This window comes from Pseudomonas sp. TWP3-1 (assembly GCF_049896625.1).
Taxonomy (GTDB): Bacteria; Pseudomonadota; Gammaproteobacteria; order Pseudomonadales; family Pseudomonadaceae; genus Aquipseudomonas.
The window spans coordinates 448083-463612 of sequence record NZ_JAFCUQ010000001.1 but is presented as its reverse complement, the minus strand read 5'-3'; the positions used below and the strand labels follow the sequence as shown (position 1 = coordinate 463612).

Annotated in this window: 9 protein-coding genes; 6 read left to right on the top strand and 3 right to left on the bottom strand. The window is 58.6% G+C overall.

The window, feature by feature from the left end; genetic code table 11:
* Positions 1 to 27: 27 nt before the first annotated feature.
* Positions 28 to 546, bottom strand: coding sequence for a transcription/translation regulatory transformer protein RfaH (gene rfaH, locus ACP7BN_RS02200; RefSeq protein WP_426201242.1), 519 nt, complete (start codon positions 544 to 546; stop codon positions 28 to 30).
* Between the two features lie 757 nt (positions 547 to 1303).
* Here rfaH and ACP7BN_RS02195 point away from each other — a divergent pair.
* The 4 genes from ACP7BN_RS02195 to ACP7BN_RS02180 all read left to right on the top strand — a co-directional run bounded on the left by ACP7BN_RS02195 (position 1304) and on the right by ACP7BN_RS02180 (position 6007).
* Positions 1304 to 2278, top strand: coding sequence for an NAD-dependent epimerase/dehydratase family protein (locus ACP7BN_RS02195; protein WP_426201240.1), 975 nt, complete (start codon positions 1304 to 1306; stop codon positions 2276 to 2278).
* A 72-nt stretch (positions 2279 to 2350) separates the two neighbouring features.
* Positions 2351 to 2731 (top strand): RidA family protein, encoded by a 381-nt coding sequence (locus tag ACP7BN_RS02190; protein ID WP_426201238.1) that lies wholly within the window; start codon positions 2351 to 2353, stop codon positions 2729 to 2731.
* A 180-nt stretch (positions 2732 to 2911) separates the two neighbouring features.
* On the top strand, positions 2912 to 4900 hold the full coding sequence (locus ACP7BN_RS02185) for a peptidase U32 family protein (protein WP_426201236.1): 1989 nt from the start codon (positions 2912 to 2914) through the stop codon (positions 4898 to 4900).
* A 123-nt stretch (positions 4901 to 5023) separates the two neighbouring features.
* Entirely contained in the window at positions 5024 to 6007 is a 984-nt protein-coding gene (locus tag ACP7BN_RS02180) for a GlxA family transcriptional regulator (protein WP_426201578.1), read from the top strand.
* Positions 6008 to 6134: 127 nt separating this feature from the next.
* Here ACP7BN_RS02180 and ACP7BN_RS02175 read toward each other — a convergent pair whose 3' ends face one another.
* Both ACP7BN_RS02175 and ACP7BN_RS02170 read right to left on the bottom strand, forming a co-directional pair.
* The gene (locus ACP7BN_RS02175) at positions 6135 to 7181 is read right to left on the bottom strand and encodes an alpha/beta fold hydrolase (protein WP_426201234.1); all 1047 of its coding nucleotides are present in this window, start codon (positions 7179 to 7181) and stop codon (positions 6135 to 6137) included.
* 217 nt (positions 7182 to 7398) lie between these two features.
* On the bottom strand, positions 7399 to 7593 hold the full coding sequence (locus ACP7BN_RS02170; protein WP_420650331.1) for a PLD nuclease N-terminal domain-containing protein: 195 nt from the start codon (positions 7591 to 7593) through the stop codon (positions 7399 to 7401).
* A 413-nt stretch (positions 7594 to 8006) separates the two neighbouring features.
* Between ACP7BN_RS02170 and ACP7BN_RS02165 the strand changes: the two genes are divergently transcribed.
* Entirely contained in the window at positions 8007 to 10913 is a 2907-nt protein-coding gene (locus tag ACP7BN_RS02165; protein WP_426201232.1) for a type VI secretion system tip protein VgrG, read from the top strand.
* Complete coding sequence (locus ACP7BN_RS02160; RefSeq protein WP_426201230.1) at positions 10910 to 15523, top strand: RHS repeat-associated core domain-containing protein; 4614 nt, start codon at positions 10910 to 10912, stop codon at positions 15521 to 15523. Before ACP7BN_RS02165 ends, ACP7BN_RS02160 begins: the two co-directional genes overlap by 4 nt.
* The last annotated feature ends 7 nt before the right edge of the window (positions 15524 to 15530 follow it).

Sequence of the window (15530 nt, the reverse complement as noted above, 5' to 3'; positions counted from 1 at the left end):
GTTGTGCGAAAGGGAGTGTTCCGGCGGTTACTGGCGTTGCCGCTCGACTACGTTCAGCGGTACGCAGACATGCTGTTGGCGGTTGAGAAACTGCAACAGGATCATCACCCGCTCGGCACCTTGCATCGACATGAACACGCCTTCCAGAGGCGAAAACGGACCTTGAACGATATTCAGGGTTTCGCCGGGTTCAAGCGTGTGGTTCGCCGGGGGTAGCACCGGTTTCAGGCTGCGCTCGCGCAGGTGCTCGATCACTTGCCCATGCACGATGGCCGGCTCATGGTTGAACTCGACAATGCGACTGACACCACGGGTCGAGCGGATTGGCGCCCAGTTGTCATCGCTGCTTAGTTGGATGAACAGGTAGCCTGGAAACAACGAGTCGAGCACCTTCAAGCGTTTGCCACGCACAATCCTTTCGCTCATCAGTTGCGGGCGAAAGGTCGTGTAGTCCTGCTGGAGCAAGTTGAATTGCGCCCGTTCATCCTGGCGGGGCTTGCACTGCAATAAATACCAGTTGGAGCCATTGCGGCTAACTGTCTGCATGCTGGAGTACTCCATACATAGCCAAAGTTTAAGCGCGCCAACGCACAGGTCGGTGCGGGTCGGCAGGCTTGCTAGTAGGTAGTAGGCTGATCAAGGCCAAATTGGCGAAACCAGATGCTAAGTGTGTTTTATCGGCAGTTTGAAGTGTTTCAAATTTGAATCACTTGCGCGGGGTATTAGTTATATGGTCGGTTGTCTTGAGCATAAGCCAGCGGCAGTTTTGTTTGGGCAAAGCTACCGCACGGTGTGCATTCGCAACCTTTGATCAATGTACTTGGATATTGGCCCGGCACTGCCTGGATGGAAACCGCCATGTTTGAGCGAGTCAATGCCGGGGTGGGATTAGTTATCAGCCAGTCTTGGCTTGCTGTCAAATGATAACAGTCAAAAAGCGCGCCTTTTATCCAATAGTTAGGGTCGAACGTCATAACCTGCTGTTTCTATTGGGCTTAAAATTATAGTTATTTAACATTAAACTTTTTCAGTGCTGTGAAGTCACGTTAGCCGGATTCCCCGGTAGTGGGTGATGTCAAACTAGATACATTGATTGTCATGTTGCTGTGATCTGCTGAAACTTGTGTTGGTGCAACTCTTTGTTGTTGCTGAATTTTAACTCTGGCTGTTGCGTGGTCTACATATGCCTGACTTCGATTAGTTGCTACGCCAGCGCGCCGCGCCTAGATTTAATGCTCTGCCAGATGTTCACTTTGGATCCATGCCGCCATCGAAACACATGTTCTGATCGGGAGTGCTCGTCATGACGATTCTGGTTACAGGTGCCGCCGGATTTATCGGCTTTCATACGGTTCAGCGCTTGTGTCGCGAAGGTTTTGAGGTGGTTGGCGTGGATAATCTCAACGCCTATTACGATGTGTCGTTGAAACGGGCGCGGCTGGAGCTGTTGCAGGGATTGCCGCAGTTTGAGTTTCTGCCGTTGGATATCGTCGACAAATCGGCGTTGGTTGGCCTGTTCGAAAAGCAGCGTTTTGAGTTTGTCGTGCACTTGGCGGCGCAGGCTGGTGTGCGTTATTCGCTGGATAATCCCGACGTTTACGGGCAGTCGAATCTGCTCGGCTTTTTAAATCTGCTGGAGGCCTGCCGGCAATATCCGCCTCAACATTTGATCTATGCCTCAAGCAGTTCGGTGTACGGCGCCAATCACAAGATGCCATTCAAAGAAAACGACCCGGTTGAGCAGCCGGTGTCACTGTATGCCGCGACCAAACGCGCCAATGAATTGCTCGCCTATAGCTATTGCCATCTGTATGGACTGCGGGCCAGCGGACTCCGGTTCTTTACCGTATATGGCCCTTGGGGCCGGCCCGACATGGCGTTGTTCAAGTTTACGGAGGCGATGCTGAAGGGGCGGGCAATCGATCTGTACAACCAGGGCGAGATGGCACGCGATTTCACTTATATCGATGACATTGTCGAGGCGATCTTTCGCCTGTTGAGCAAACCGCCTGCAGGCGAGGGGCAGCGCGGCGCCAATCGACTGTTCAACATCGGACGTGGCAGCCCTGTAGCGCTGCTGGAGTTTGTCGAGTGTCTGGAGTCGGCGCTGGGCATCAAGGCGCAGCGCAACTTTTTGCCGATGCAGGAGGGCGACGTAGTGCGCACCTGGGCCGATGTCTCGGCGTTGGCGGCACACATCGGCTTCAGCCCGCAGGTGTCGGTGGATGTCGGGGTGCAGGCGTTCGTTGAGTGGTACCGCGCGTACTACCGGCTATAGCGATGTTTTTCACATCGCGCGGCGGGCTGTAGACTGGCTGGCCAGAATTTCGATCACTCCTACAGGATTCTCATGGCCAATCAAGACATCACCTTCACCCCTGATCCGGATGCGGACTCGATCTCCTCCGACGTCACCGAGTTCAACGGCATTCTGATGTCGACGCAGATTCCGACCCATGGCGATGGAAGCCTGGAACTGGGCGACATCACCGCGCAAAGCGAATGCACATTGCAGGCGCTGAAAGTCGCGCTGGAGCGGGCCGGCAGTTCGATGGATCGGGTGATGCACCTGACCATCTACTTGACCGATATGGCTGATCGCCCGGCATTCAATGAAGTCTACAAGCGCTTCTTCGCCAAACCATGGCCGGTGCGTGCGGCGGTTGGTGTGGCTTCGCTGGCGGTTGAAGGGATGCGCGTGGAAGTCACCGCAATGGCCGCCAAGGCCTGATCCAGCGACATATTTCCCTTGTGGGAGCTGCGGTGCGACGGTTCGACTTGCCAGCTCCCACAGGGATTGCGGTGTCTCCAGCATTGTCGTCAGCTGCCACCCGGCAGCACAGGCGTGCCGGTCGCGCGTTTCGCGGCTACAATGCGCGCCTCGACCGTGACAGCCTGACTAAAAAAATATATGTCCTTGCCCAAGCATCACCTGGAATTGCTCAGCCCCGCCCGCGACGTGGCCATTGCCCGCGAAGCTATCCTGCATGGCGCCGATGCGGTGTACATCGGTGGCCCGAGCTTCGGCGCGCGGCATAACGCGTGCAACGAGGTCAAAGAAATCGCCGAACTGGTGGAATTTGCCCGCCGTTACCACGCGCGCATCTTCACCACCATCAACACCATCCTGCACGACAACGAACTGGAGCCGGCACGCAAGCTGATCCATCAGTTGTACGACGCCGGCGTTGACGCGCTGATCGTCCAGGATCTCGGTGTGATGGAACTGGATATCCCGCCAATCGAGCTGCACGCCAGCACCCAGACTGACATCCGCACTCTGGATCGCGCCAAGTTCCTCGATCAGGCCGGTTTCTCGCAGCTGGTATTGGCTCGTGAGCTGAACCTGCAAGAAATCCACGCCATCGCCGCCGAAACCGATGCCGCCATTGAGTTCTTCATTCACGGCGCGTTGTGTGTGGCGTTCTCCGGCCAGTGCAACATTTCCCACGCGCAGACCGGGCGCAGTGCCAACCGTGGCGACTGCTCGCAGGCTTGCCGTCTGCCGTACACCCTGAAAGACGAGCAGGGCGGCGTGATCGCCTACGAAAAACACCTGCTGTCGATGAAGGACAACAACCAGAGCGCCAACATCCGCGCGCTGGTCGAGGCGGGCGTGCGTTCGTTCAAGATCGAAGGTCGCTACAAGGACATGGGCTATGTGAAAAACATCACCGCCTATTACCGCCAGCGCCTCGACGCCGTGCTCGAAGATCGTCCGGATCTGGCTCGCGCCTCCAGCGGCCGCACCGCGCATTTCTTCCTGCCCGACCCGGAAAAAACCTTCCACCGTGGCAGCACCGATTACTTCGTCAGCGAGCGCAAGGTCGACATCGGCGCGTTCGATTCGCCGACTTTCACTGGTCTGGCCGTCGGCGTGGTCGAGAAAGTCGGCAAGCGTGACATGCAAGTGATCACCCACGAGCCGCTGTCCAACGGTGACGGTCTTAACGTGCTGGTCAAGCGCGAAGTGGTGGGTTTCCGCGCCAACATCGCCGAGGCCAAGGGCGAATTCGACGAGGACGGCGAGAAGCGTTATCGCTACCGCGTCGAGCCCAACGAAATGCCCGAAGGCATGCACAAGCTGCGGCCCAACCATCCGCTCAATCGCAACCTCGACCACAACTGGCAGCAGGCCTTGCAGAAGACTTCTGCCGAGCGTCGCATTGGCCTGACCTGGCTGGCGCGTTTGCGTGAAGATCGTCTGGAACTGATCGCCACCAGCGAAGAAGGCATCAGCGCCAGCGTCCGCCTTGACGGGCCGTTTGGTGTGGCCAACAAGCCGGAACAGGCGCTGGAAACCCTGCACGATCTGCTCGGCCAACTCGGCACCACTGAGTATCACGCGACGTCGATCGAGCTGGATGCGCCGCAAGCGTTTTTCATCCCGAATTCGCAGCTCAAAGCTCTGCGCCGCGAAGTGATTGAAGCGCTGACCGCCGCGCGCATTGCCGCGCATCCACGTGGTGGGCGCAAGGCGGAAACCACGCCGCCGCCGGTGTACCCCGAGTCGCATCTGTCGTTTCTGGCCAACGTCTACAACCACAAGGCGCGCGAGTTCTATCATCGCCACGGCGTGAAGCTGATCGACGCGGCCTACGAGGCCCATGAAGAAAAAGGCGAAGTGCCGGTGATGATCACCAAGCACTGCCTGCGTTTCTCCTTCAACCTGTGCCCGAAACAGGCTAAAGGCGTGACCGGCGTGAAGACCAAAGTCGCGCCGATGCAGTTGATCCATGGCGACGAAGTGCTGACCCTGAAGTTCGACTGCAAACCGTGCGAGATGCACGTGATCGGCAAGATGAAAGGGCACATTTTCAACCAGCCGCAACCGGGCAGCGTGGTCGGGCATATCAGCCCGGAAGACTTGATGAAAACCATCCACCGAGCACCGCACTGATAGTGCTGCAAGCGCGACGTTTCGGCGTCGCGCTTGCGTTCGGTGGCGCCCGCGCTTACAAATCTTGTTCCAACAAGAACAGTGGGCAGGACCTTGATCGAACGACGCCAATTCAGCGGTGGCATGAAGGGCAAGAACCTTCGCTACCTGAACGAGCCTTCCAGCGGCCCGGGGCACATGACCCGCACCGGTTTTGTGTTGCTGGAGCATTTCTCCTTGCCGGCGTTCACTCAAGCGCTGGACACCCTCATTACTTCGAATCTGCTGCGTCCGGGCTTGTTCTCGACGCGGACCTTTGGCCTGGACGAACACGAAGTCGTCAGTGATCTGGGATTGGTGATTCGCCCGGATGCACGGCTCGATGTCAGCGCACTGCAAGAACTCGATCTGCTGGTGATTTGCGGCGGTTATCGCACCGAACTGAAGGCCAGCGATGAATTCATCGGCGTGCTGAAACACGCGGCAGAGGCGGGCATCATTCTCGCGGGCTTGTGGAACGGCGCCTGGTTTCTCGGCCGGGCAGGGGTGCTGGAAGGCTATCGCTGTGCGATTCACCCGGAGCATCGGCCGGCGCTGGCAGAGATTTCCAGGGCGACTCAGGTCAGCAGCGAGCCTTATGTGATCGACCGTGACCGCTTGACCGCGTCCAGTCCGTCCGGGGCTTTTCACATGGCGCTGGACTGGATCAAGTCGCTGCATGACAAGGCTTTGGTCGAGGGCATCGAAGACATTCTGGCGTTCGAGGAATCGCGCTATCGGCGGATCAAACCGACCGAAAACATCTGCGTCAGCGCGCCGTTGCGTGAAGTGGTGAAACTGATGGATGCCAACCTTGAAGAGCCGTTGGAACTGGAGCAACTGGCGGTATACGCCGGGCGTTCGCGGCGCCAGCTCGAACGGTTATTCAAAGAACAACTCGGCACCACGCCACAGCGCTATTACATGGAACTGCGCATCACCGAAGCGCGGCGCTTGCTGCAACACACCGAGCTGTCACAAGTGGATGTGCTGGTGGCGTGCGGGTTTGTCTCGCCGAGCCATTTCAGCAAGTGCTACAGCGCCTATTTCGGTTATCGCCCCTCAAAAGAAAAACGCCTGATCAAGTAACTTGCGGCGATGGGCTCTTGTGGCGAGGGAGCTTGCTCCCGCTGGACTGCGCAGCAGGCCCAGATTTTAGGGGTCGCTTCGCAACCCAGCGGGAGCAGGCTCCCTCGCCACAAGGTTCGGTTATGCGTCACAAGTGATCCGCGTCGATGATCGCCTTGGCAAATGCTTTCGGGTCTTCCTGCGGCAGGTTGTGGCCGATGCCGCCGTCGATCAAGCGGAACTGGTATTTGCCGGTAAAACGCTTGGCATAGTCCGCCGGCGCCGGATGCGGCGCGCCGTTGGCATCGCCTTCGAGGGTAATGGTCGGCACGCTGATCGATGGCGCGCTAGCGAGCTTCTGTTCCAGCGCATCGTATTGGCTTTCACCCTGCACCAGACCCAGACGCCAGCGGTAGTTGAACACCGTGATCGCCACATGATCCGGGTTGTCCAGCGCAGCGGCACTGCGCTCGAACGTGGCGTCATCGAACGCCCACTTCGGTGACGCCAGTTGCCAGATCAGCCTGGCGAAATCGTGGGTATTTTTCTGGTAACCGGCGGCGCCGCGCTCGGTGGCGAAGTAGAACTGATACCACCATTGCAGCTCAGCCTTGGGCGGCAGCGGGTTCTTGCCGGCGGCCTGATTGCCGATCAGATACCCGCTGACCGACACCAGCGCCTTGACCCGCTCCGGCCACAACGCCGAGACAATGCCCGCCGAACGCGCGCCCCAGTCGTAGCCGCCGAGCACTGCTTGCTTGATTTTCAGCGCGTCCATGAAATCGATAACATCGCTGGCCAATGCGGCAGGCTGGCCATTGCGCACGCTTTTGTCAGAGAGGAAATGGGTGTCGCCATAACCGCGGGCATAGGGCATCAACACGCGATAGCCCTTGGCGGCCAGCAGCGGCGCGACGTCGTCGTAGCTGTGAATGTCGTAGGGCCAGCCGTGCAGCAGAATCACCACCGGACCATCGGCCGGGCCGGTTTCCGCGTAGGCCACGTCGAGCAAACCGGCTTTGATGTGCTTGAGCGGGCCGAACGGCAAACTGACGCTTTTCACGACCTGCGGCGCAGCACTTTGCGCATTGGCGACGTTGAAAACGCCGAACTGCATCAGTGCAGTCGCGATGATCGACAAGCCCAGCAGGCGCCGGCTGTTGGCGGATGAGGTGGTGCGCAGTGCATGCTTCATCTGAAGTCCCCTTTGCAAGCGACGGGTCAGGGCTCTGGCTGAACCCTGCAAACCTTGAACTTCAGTAAATCTTCTCGACGTATCTGCGCTGTTTCAGTTTTGCTCGCCAAATGCCGTGGGCTGTACCCGCGAGCATTCGGTACACACTGCGATACAAACCCCGGCCAATAAAAAACCCCGAATCATCGGGGTTTGTTTTGCGTCCATGAAGCAGGCGCTAAGCCTGGGTCACGTGCTTCGGCCCGGCCAAGGCCCAAGCGATCAATCCAAGCAACGGTACAAACACGATCAGTACGATCCACACACCCTTGTTACTCGATTTGCCTGCGCTTTTGCGCACCCGGTTGATGGCCCACAACTCGACCAGCAACAGCGCGACGGCCAACACAACCCATATTGTTTCGATCTGCATGAGCTACCTCCTGATGGTCTGTTCTGTTAGGCGGAGGCATGCGCGCAGGGTTCATTTAATTTGCCCGAAGCGGTCGCTGGCGAGCGGAAAATATTACGGTGAGTTGCGCAAGAAGTTGCGCAGTGGTTTTCGCCAAATCCTCCCGTGAATCGTCTACAAGCCACGCCGTTCGTGGCCTACAGCCAAGTGCGCAAGAAGTTGCGCAGTACTGCGCAACTTCTTGCGCACTTTTAGGCTGTTTCCTACAGAGAAAATCGAAGATTCCCCGCGCTGACGGCGTAAATCATTGATCCGTAATAGCTCACTAATGGCTGGCACGCATTTTGATGTGTGAATCGCTATCTCGAGCGGCAATCCCGTCTGCCCACATGGGCATGACGCGCGCGTGCTGCACTTCTGCGAGGAACAAAGGAATGTTCTCACCGGCCAATCAGCCTCATTTCAACCTGACCATCGATGGCGTGGAAACCGATTTCCAGGTCTTGTCGTTTACCGGCCGGGAGGCACTCAACACCCCCTTCGAATTCGAGCTGGAACTGGTCAGCGAAAAGGCTGCGATCAACCTCGAAAGCGTGCTGCACAAACTGGCTTTTCTACAACTGTCGCCCAGCGGCACCGGGATTCACGGGCTGGTCTACAGCATCGCTCAGGGCGAGGCGGGCAAGCGTCTGACCCGCTACAAGATCACCCTGCGCCCGCAACTGGCGTACCTGGCGCACCGGATCAATCAGCGGATTTTCCAGCAGATGACCGTGCAGCAAATTATCAGCCAGGTGCTGGAAGAACACGGCATCCTCGCCAGCGATTATCACTTCCAGCTCAGCGCGATTTACCCAGAGCGCATCTACTGCGTGCAGTACGACGAGTCCGATCTGCATTTCATCCAGCGCCTGTGCGAGGAGGAGGGGATTCACTACCACTTCCAGCACAGCGCCAGTGGCCACAAACTGACCTTTGGCGATGACCAGACGGTGTTCCCGAAACTGGCGCCGGTGGCCTATCAACAGGACTCCGGGCTGGTCGCGGACAAACCGGTGGTCAAGCGTTTCGGCCTGCGTCTGGCCACGCGCACCAGCCGTACCACACGACGCGATTACGACTTCGTCAAACCCAAGATCGAGCTGGAAAGTGATGCCAAAAGCAGCGCCCAGCCGGATCTGGAAGATTACGATTACCCGGGTCGGTTCGTTGATCGCGACCGCGGTAAACATCTGGCTAATCGGGCGCTGGAACGGCATCGCAGCGACTATCGTCTGGCCGAAGGCAACAGCGACCAACCAATCCTCGTCACCGGGCATTTCCTCGCCCTGACCGAACACGCCAACCCGACCTGGAACGACCTGTGGCTACTCACTGAGATCTTCCACGAAGGCAAGCAGCCGCAAGTGCTGGAAGAGTCGGTCACCAGCGACACCACTGACCTGAAGGACGATTTTCACCAGGGCTACCGCAACCGCTTCAGCGCGATCCTGTGGGACGTGCCGTACCGTCCGCCGCTCGATCACCCGAAACCGAAAGTCCTCGGCGCGCAAAGTGCGGTGGTCACCGGCCCTGAAGGCGAAGAGATCTACTGCGACCAGTATGGCCGGGTCAAGGTGCAGTTCTTCTGGGACCGCGAAGGCAAGCACGACGACATGACCACCTGCTGGATGCGCGTGGCGTCGAACTGGGCGGCGCAGACCTTCGGTTCGATCAACATCCCGCGGGTTGGCATGGAAGTGCTGATCAGCTTCCTGGAAGGCGATCCCGACCAGCCGTTGATCACCGGTTGCCTGTACCACGGCGCGAATCTTCCGCCGTACAAGCTGCCGGATTTCAAGACCCTGGCCACGGTCAAGAGTAAGGAATACAAGGGCAGCCGCGCCAACGAACTGCGAATCGACGACACCACCAGCGAGATCAGCATCGCGCTGCGCAGTGATCACGGTGCGAGCGCGATCAACCTCGGTTATCTGACGCATCCGCGCCCAAGCGGCGGTCAGCCGCGTGGCGAAGGTTTCGAATTGCGCACCGACCGCCACGGCGCAGTGCGTGCCGGTGCCGGTCTGCTGATCACCACCGAGCCACGTCCGAACGAATCCAAACACCACAAGGATCTGCCGGAAACCGCCGAACGCCTCGCCACCGCGAGCGATCAGCAGGACGGTTTTGCGGTGCAGGCCAAAGAGTTGCAAGCGCAGGAATCCGGCGATCAGGACGACGTGGCCAAGGCCTTGCACGCCCAGCATCAAGGTGTGCTCGGCAGTGGCCCGGCGAACATGACAGCCAACGAATTCCCGGAATTCACTGAACCGCATCTGGTACTGGCCAGCCCGGCCGGCATCGCCCTGACCACACCGCGCTCCAGCCACATCGCCACCGGCGAACATCTGGCATTGAGCAGCACCGGGCACACCAGCCTGTCGATCGGCAAACGTCTGCTGGCCAGCGCCAGTCGCGGCATGCGCCTGTTCGTTCAGAGCATGGGTTGGCGTTTGGTAGCCGCGTCCGGTGACATCGACGTGCGCGCGCTGAAGGACAGCATCAACCTGCTGGCCAAACTTAACATCACCGCCAATGCCGACCGCATCACCATCACCGCCAAGACTGAACTGGTGATCCAGGGCGGTGGCAGCGCCACCACCTACAACGCCGGTGGCATCACCCACGCCACCAGCGGCCCGTACACCGCGCATGCGGCGAACTTCGCCTATACCGGGGCCAAATCCTTGGCGGGCGTATTCCCGGAGCCACCGAAACCGGGCAAAGGCAACCTCGAACTGTTCAACCAATACGCCGGGCGCCAGGGCATCAAGGAAGGCGATTACGAAGTCATCGATGCCTTGGGCAAAAGCATCAAGGGCAAGCTCGACGCCAAGGGTTTCGCCAGCGTCTCTGGCGCCGCTCCGGGGCCAGCGCGCGTGCTGTTCGGCAAGGATCCGGCAGACACCTGGAGCGACGGCAGTTACATCGGCAAACCGGAGTGGCCGTTGAATCCGCCCGACGCTGCAGAGGTGCCAAGTCAGGTGCAAGCAATGGTCGCGCAGGTATTGCCAACGAAGAACTGGGACATGCTGGAGAAGGGCAAGGAAATGGCACAGACAGGGATGAGTGCGGTGCAGACGGCACAAGGCGCAATGCAAACGGCGCAGCAGGTGAAAGGCGCAGTGCAGGGCGGAGTGGCCGGATTGCCGAAACTGGCGAGTGCCGCCATGCCGAGTGCTTCTAGTGTGCTGAGCCTGGCGAGCAAGACGGGCAAGTTGCCGACGCTGCCGGCGCCAACGCTTGCGAAACCTTCCTTGAAAACTCCGGGTTTGTTGGCGGGTGAGGTGTTGGTATGACGACTGAGAATGCTGTGAAACGGCAGCCTCAGGTTGCCATTGTTCCGCTCAACACGATCGACATCAAAGACGTCGGGCGCGGTGCCGCGAGATTTGATGCCTGGCTGCAATCCATCAGTGGTGGTGTAGTCACGCTGGATCGGATCAAAAACGTCGCGGGCGCCTTGCCCGTGGTGGGCAACATCATGGCGTTGGTCGATGCGCTGGGCGATATCGTCACGTTGTCCAAGAGCAAGCAACGCGAGCTGCTGGACTGGGTCAGTCTGGGCATCAATCTGATTGGTGTGTTACCGGCACCGCCTACCATGGCGTCGGCGCGGATGAGCTTGCGTCCGACCTTGGCACTGGTGCGCCAAGAGCTGCGTAACAGCGCCAAAATGCTGCTCGGTGACTCATTGATCGAAGTGCTGATCGGCCATTTGAACGCGACCATCGTCGGCACAATCGATGACTTTGTAAAACAGGCCCAGCCCAAATTGGCAGGCATTCTTGATGATGCTGGCACACTCGGTAAAAACGCCGTAAACGAAATTGCCAAAGGTCTGGAAACCGTAGTCAACGGCAAGCTCGACGCCAAGGGCGACCTCAACGCGGCGGGCGCCAAAATGAGTGCAGCCGGCGGACAATTACTGCACAACCCCAAAGCCGCCATTGGCAATATTTTTGGCGCGGCCTTCAGTGCTTATAAAGCCGTAGGTAAAGGTGCGGCCAACAGCGCCGCGAAAAATCTGCTGCCAGAAAGTGCCAAGGCCTTGGTGCTCAGTCACACGTCCACCCTGCGTACTCTGGGCTCAGAGTTGCAAACCCAGTTGAAGAAACTGGGTAATCCGGGTGTGCAGCATTCGATCGGTTGGCTTCTGCAGATGCTGGCCGGTTCTGTGGTGACCTGGCGCAAGCGTAGGTCACACGGGCAGGGCGCCAGCGTCAAGCCCGCGGCGACCAGTAAAGCTCAACACCGGGCGGGAGAGGGCCGCCTGGAGGCCACGAGTCGCCAGGCGCCGGCGACAGGAGCAGCCAATGGCAAAAAGAACGGCACTTGCTCCAGCACCTGCCATAGAATCAACTTTGCACTCGGTTCAGAAACCCTACACCACACCGATTTCAGTCTTCCAGGTCCATTCCCGATTGAATGGACGCGCACCTATAACTCACGCCTCGGCGCCTACGATCACAGCGAACTGGGTGCGCGCTGGATCACTAAATTCACTACGCGGTTTGACTGTGTGGACGATGGCCTGACGTTCCACGGCGCCGACGGACGTAACCACAGCTATCCGTTGCCCAAGCTGGGTCTGGTCCACTACGACGCCATCGAAGACATCACCCTGGTTCGTACTGGCGAAGATCAGCTATTGCTGTGCCGCGGTTTCGAGCGCAAGGAAACCTATGTGCGCCGTGGTCAGCGCTTTGTGCTGACGAATATTTCGCTGCGCAACGGCGCTGGAATCATGCTGCATCACGAGCATCGTCACGGCGAGCATTCGGTGCTCTCGGATCTGATCACCTATCAGGAAAACGATGTCAGCAAAGTCCACCTGCACCTCGGCACGCTGATCGATGATCACGGCCGCTTGATTGGCTTGTGGGAAATTGTTGATGGTGCCCCGCTGCGGCAACTTTGCGCTTACCAGTACGGCACTGATGGCGACCTGATTCAGGCACAGGACGAGAATGCCTCGGTCTGGTCATATCAATACCAACATCACCTGATCACCCGTTATACCGACCGCACCGGTCGTGGCATGAATCTGCAATGGCAAGGCGTCGGCGCCGATGCCAAAGCCGTGCGCGAATGGGCTGACGACGGCAGCTTCGACACGCGTCTGGAGTGGGATGAGAACATTCGTTTGACCTATGTCACGGATGCGCTGGGCAACGAGACGTGGCACTACTACGACATCCAGGGTTACACCTACCGAATCCGCTACGCCGATGAGCGTTCGGAATGGCTGTTCCGTGACGAGGCGAAAAACGTGGTGCGCCACGTACACACTGACGGCAGCACGGATCGCTACAGCTACGATGAGCGCGGCAATTTACTTGAGCACCTACGCGCCGATCAAACTGTGATGCATTACGCCTACGACGATCAGGATCTGCTGACCAAGATCAGCGATGCCGAGGGCGGGCAGTGGCAGCGCACCTATGACGACCAAGGCAATCTGGTCGAAGCTGTCGATCCGCTGGGCAATAAGACCGAATACGCCTACAACAAGGCTGGTAAACCTACGGCAATTAAGGACGCCAACGGCAATGAAAAGACGTTGGATTGCAACGACGCTGGGCAACTGGTGGAGTACGTCGACTGTTCGGGCAAAACCAGTGCTTGGGAGTACAACGAACGGGGGCAGATGATCTCCTTCACCGACGCCGCCGGGAACGCCACCGAGTACGAATACAAAGCCGGGCAGTTGGTACTGATCAAGCACCCGGACAAAACCGAAGAGCGCTTCGAGCGTGACGCCGAAGGTCGTTTGCTGGCGCATGTCGATGGGCTGGATCGCTGCACCACCTGGAGCTATACCACTGCTGGTTTCATTGCCGAGCGTGTTGATGCGGCAGAGCAGACGCTACGTTATCGCTGGGATCGCCTGGGACGGTTGCAGGCACTGGAAAACGAAAACGAACAACGCGCGCACTTCCACTACGACCCGGTAGGTCGTCTGCTGGAAGAGTCCGATTTTGATGGGCGCACCACCCGTTATCAGTATGATCCACTCACTGGTTGTTTGGCCCAGTCCGCCAATGGCGAGCGCGTGATCGCGCTGAGCTTCGACCCAATGGGACGTTTGACCGAGCGTCGCGCGACCTTCGGCGATCAGTCACAAAGCGAGACCTTCGCCTACGACGGCAACGGCAACATGGTGCTGGCCGACAACGCCGACAGCCGCCTGCAATGGTTCCACGACCCGGCCGGCAATCTGCTGCGCGAACACCAACATTACCTCGGCCTGGAAAAGCCTACCGTCGCAATCTGGCAGCACGAGTACGACGTGCTCAACCAACGAGTTGCCACCGTGCGCCCCGACGGCCACCGCGTCAGTTGGCTGACGTACGGCAGCGGCCACCTGCTCGGCCTGCGCCTGGATGAACATGAACTGATCGGCTACGAACGCGACGACCTGCACCGCGAAGTCGCCCGCCATCAAGGCAATCATCTGCTGCAAACCCAGAGCTGGGACCCGGCCGGCCGCTTGCAGGAACAGTTGCTGGGACGCAGCGACGACAAATCCACACTGCTCAAACGCGAGTACACCTACGACGCTGCAGGCCAACTGACTGACATCAACGACAGCCGTCGCGGGCCGCTCGTCTATCGCTACGATCCGGTCGGCCGACTGCTCAGCGCCGCGACGCGTCAAGGCGTGGAAACCTTCGCGTTCGACCCGGCCGGCAACCTGCTGGACGACAAAGCGACGGAAATTCGTCGTCCTCTGGACCTGACCCCGCCGCGCAGCAAACTGGTCGACAATCTGCTGCGCGAATACGCCGGCACCCACTACGACTACGACGAACGCGGCAACCAGATCCAGCGCTGGCACAACGGGCAGCGTAGCGATCTGAAGTGGGACTTGTTTGACCGGCTGGTGCACTTCGAAGATCCACGCCTCGCGGTCGATTTCGCTTATGACGCGCTGGGGCGACGCCTACACAAAAACTCTCGCGCTCACTACAAGCAGCGCCCGGAAGCCGGCTCCCTGTGGAACCGCAACGAACACGCACGCAAGCAGCAAGAGCTGGGCTGCGGCTTCACGCTCTACGGTTGGGATGGCGACAACCTTGCATGGGAAAGCAGTCCCCCGCAGGCCGATGGAGAGCCTGGGCGCACTGTTCACTACATCTTCGAACCAGGCACCTTTGTTCCTGTTGTGCAGGCGGTGCGCCATGCACCGATTGTTCTTATGGAGCTTCCGAATTACACCAGTGCTTTCAGTCTTGATGATGACCCGTTGTGGAATCACAAAGCCATAGCAATGCAATTTGATGCGTTGGCCTGGTACCAGTGCGACCACCTGGGCACGCCGCAGGAGCTGACCGATCAACAAGGCAATATGGCTTGGGCTGCACAGTACAAGGCGTGGGGACAACTGACGGAGCAGCGTTCGGAATGGGCGCGGCAGCATGGTGTGACCAACCCGATACGGTTTCAGGGGCAGTACCATGATCATGAGACTGGGCTACATTACAATCTATACCGGTACTACGACCCGAGCACAGGAAGGTTCATCAGCAAAGACCCAATAGGGTTGGCGGGTGGACTCAACGTGTACCAATATGCACCGAACCCGTTGGAATGGGTTGATCCCTTAGGCCTTGCTCGCATTCCTAAAAAAGTGAAGGCTAACGTAGCAACGGAGAACAAGGAATTCTACGGTGTCGAGACGTGCGAAAAGTGTCTTATTGCAGTGGTGCCGGGTAAGAAGAGCCAGCGGGGTGTCACTCCCCCTTCGAATGAACGACAATTCGACCATATTGATCCTGACTCGCTGGGCGGAGGTAACGATGAGGCTAACACTGAGATACTGTGCCGTCATTGTAATCGCGAGGATTCAAACTCAATCAAGCCGAATTACAAGATTTTGAATCGCCTAGGTCGTTCCAACCCATGAGCGCATC

Excerpts from the sequence above, each read along its gene's own strand:
- ACP7BN_RS02170 (WP_420650331.1), bottom strand. The coding sequence starts at position 7,593 with ATGCAGATCGAAACAATATGGGTTGTGTTGGCCGTCGCGCTGTTGCTG.
- ACP7BN_RS02175 (WP_426201234.1), bottom strand. The coding sequence starts at position 7,181 with ATGAAGCATGCACTGCGCACCACCTCATCCGCCAACAGCCGGCGCCTG.
- ACP7BN_RS02190 (WP_426201238.1), top strand. The coding sequence starts at position 2,351 with ATGGCCAATCAAGACATCACCTTCACCCCTGATCCGGATGCGGACTCG.
- ACP7BN_RS02160 (WP_426201230.1), top strand. The coding sequence starts at position 10,910 with ATGACGACTGAGAATGCTGTGAAACGGCAGCCTCAGGTTGCCATTGTT.
- ACP7BN_RS02165 (WP_426201232.1), top strand. The coding sequence starts at position 8,007 with ATGTTCTCACCGGCCAATCAGCCTCATTTCAACCTGACCATCGATGGC.
- ACP7BN_RS02180 (WP_426201578.1), top strand. The coding sequence starts at position 5,024 with ATGAAGGGCAAGAACCTTCGCTACCTGAACGAGCCTTCCAGCGGCCCG.
- ACP7BN_RS02195 (WP_426201240.1), top strand. The coding sequence starts at position 1,304 with ATGACGATTCTGGTTACAGGTGCCGCCGGATTTATCGGCTTTCATACG.
- rfaH (WP_426201242.1), bottom strand. The coding sequence starts at position 546 with ATGCAGACAGTTAGCCGCAATGGCTCCAACTGGTATTTATTGCAGTGC.
- ACP7BN_RS02185 (WP_426201236.1), top strand. The coding sequence starts at position 2,912 with ATGTCCTTGCCCAAGCATCACCTGGAATTGCTCAGCCCCGCCCGCGAC.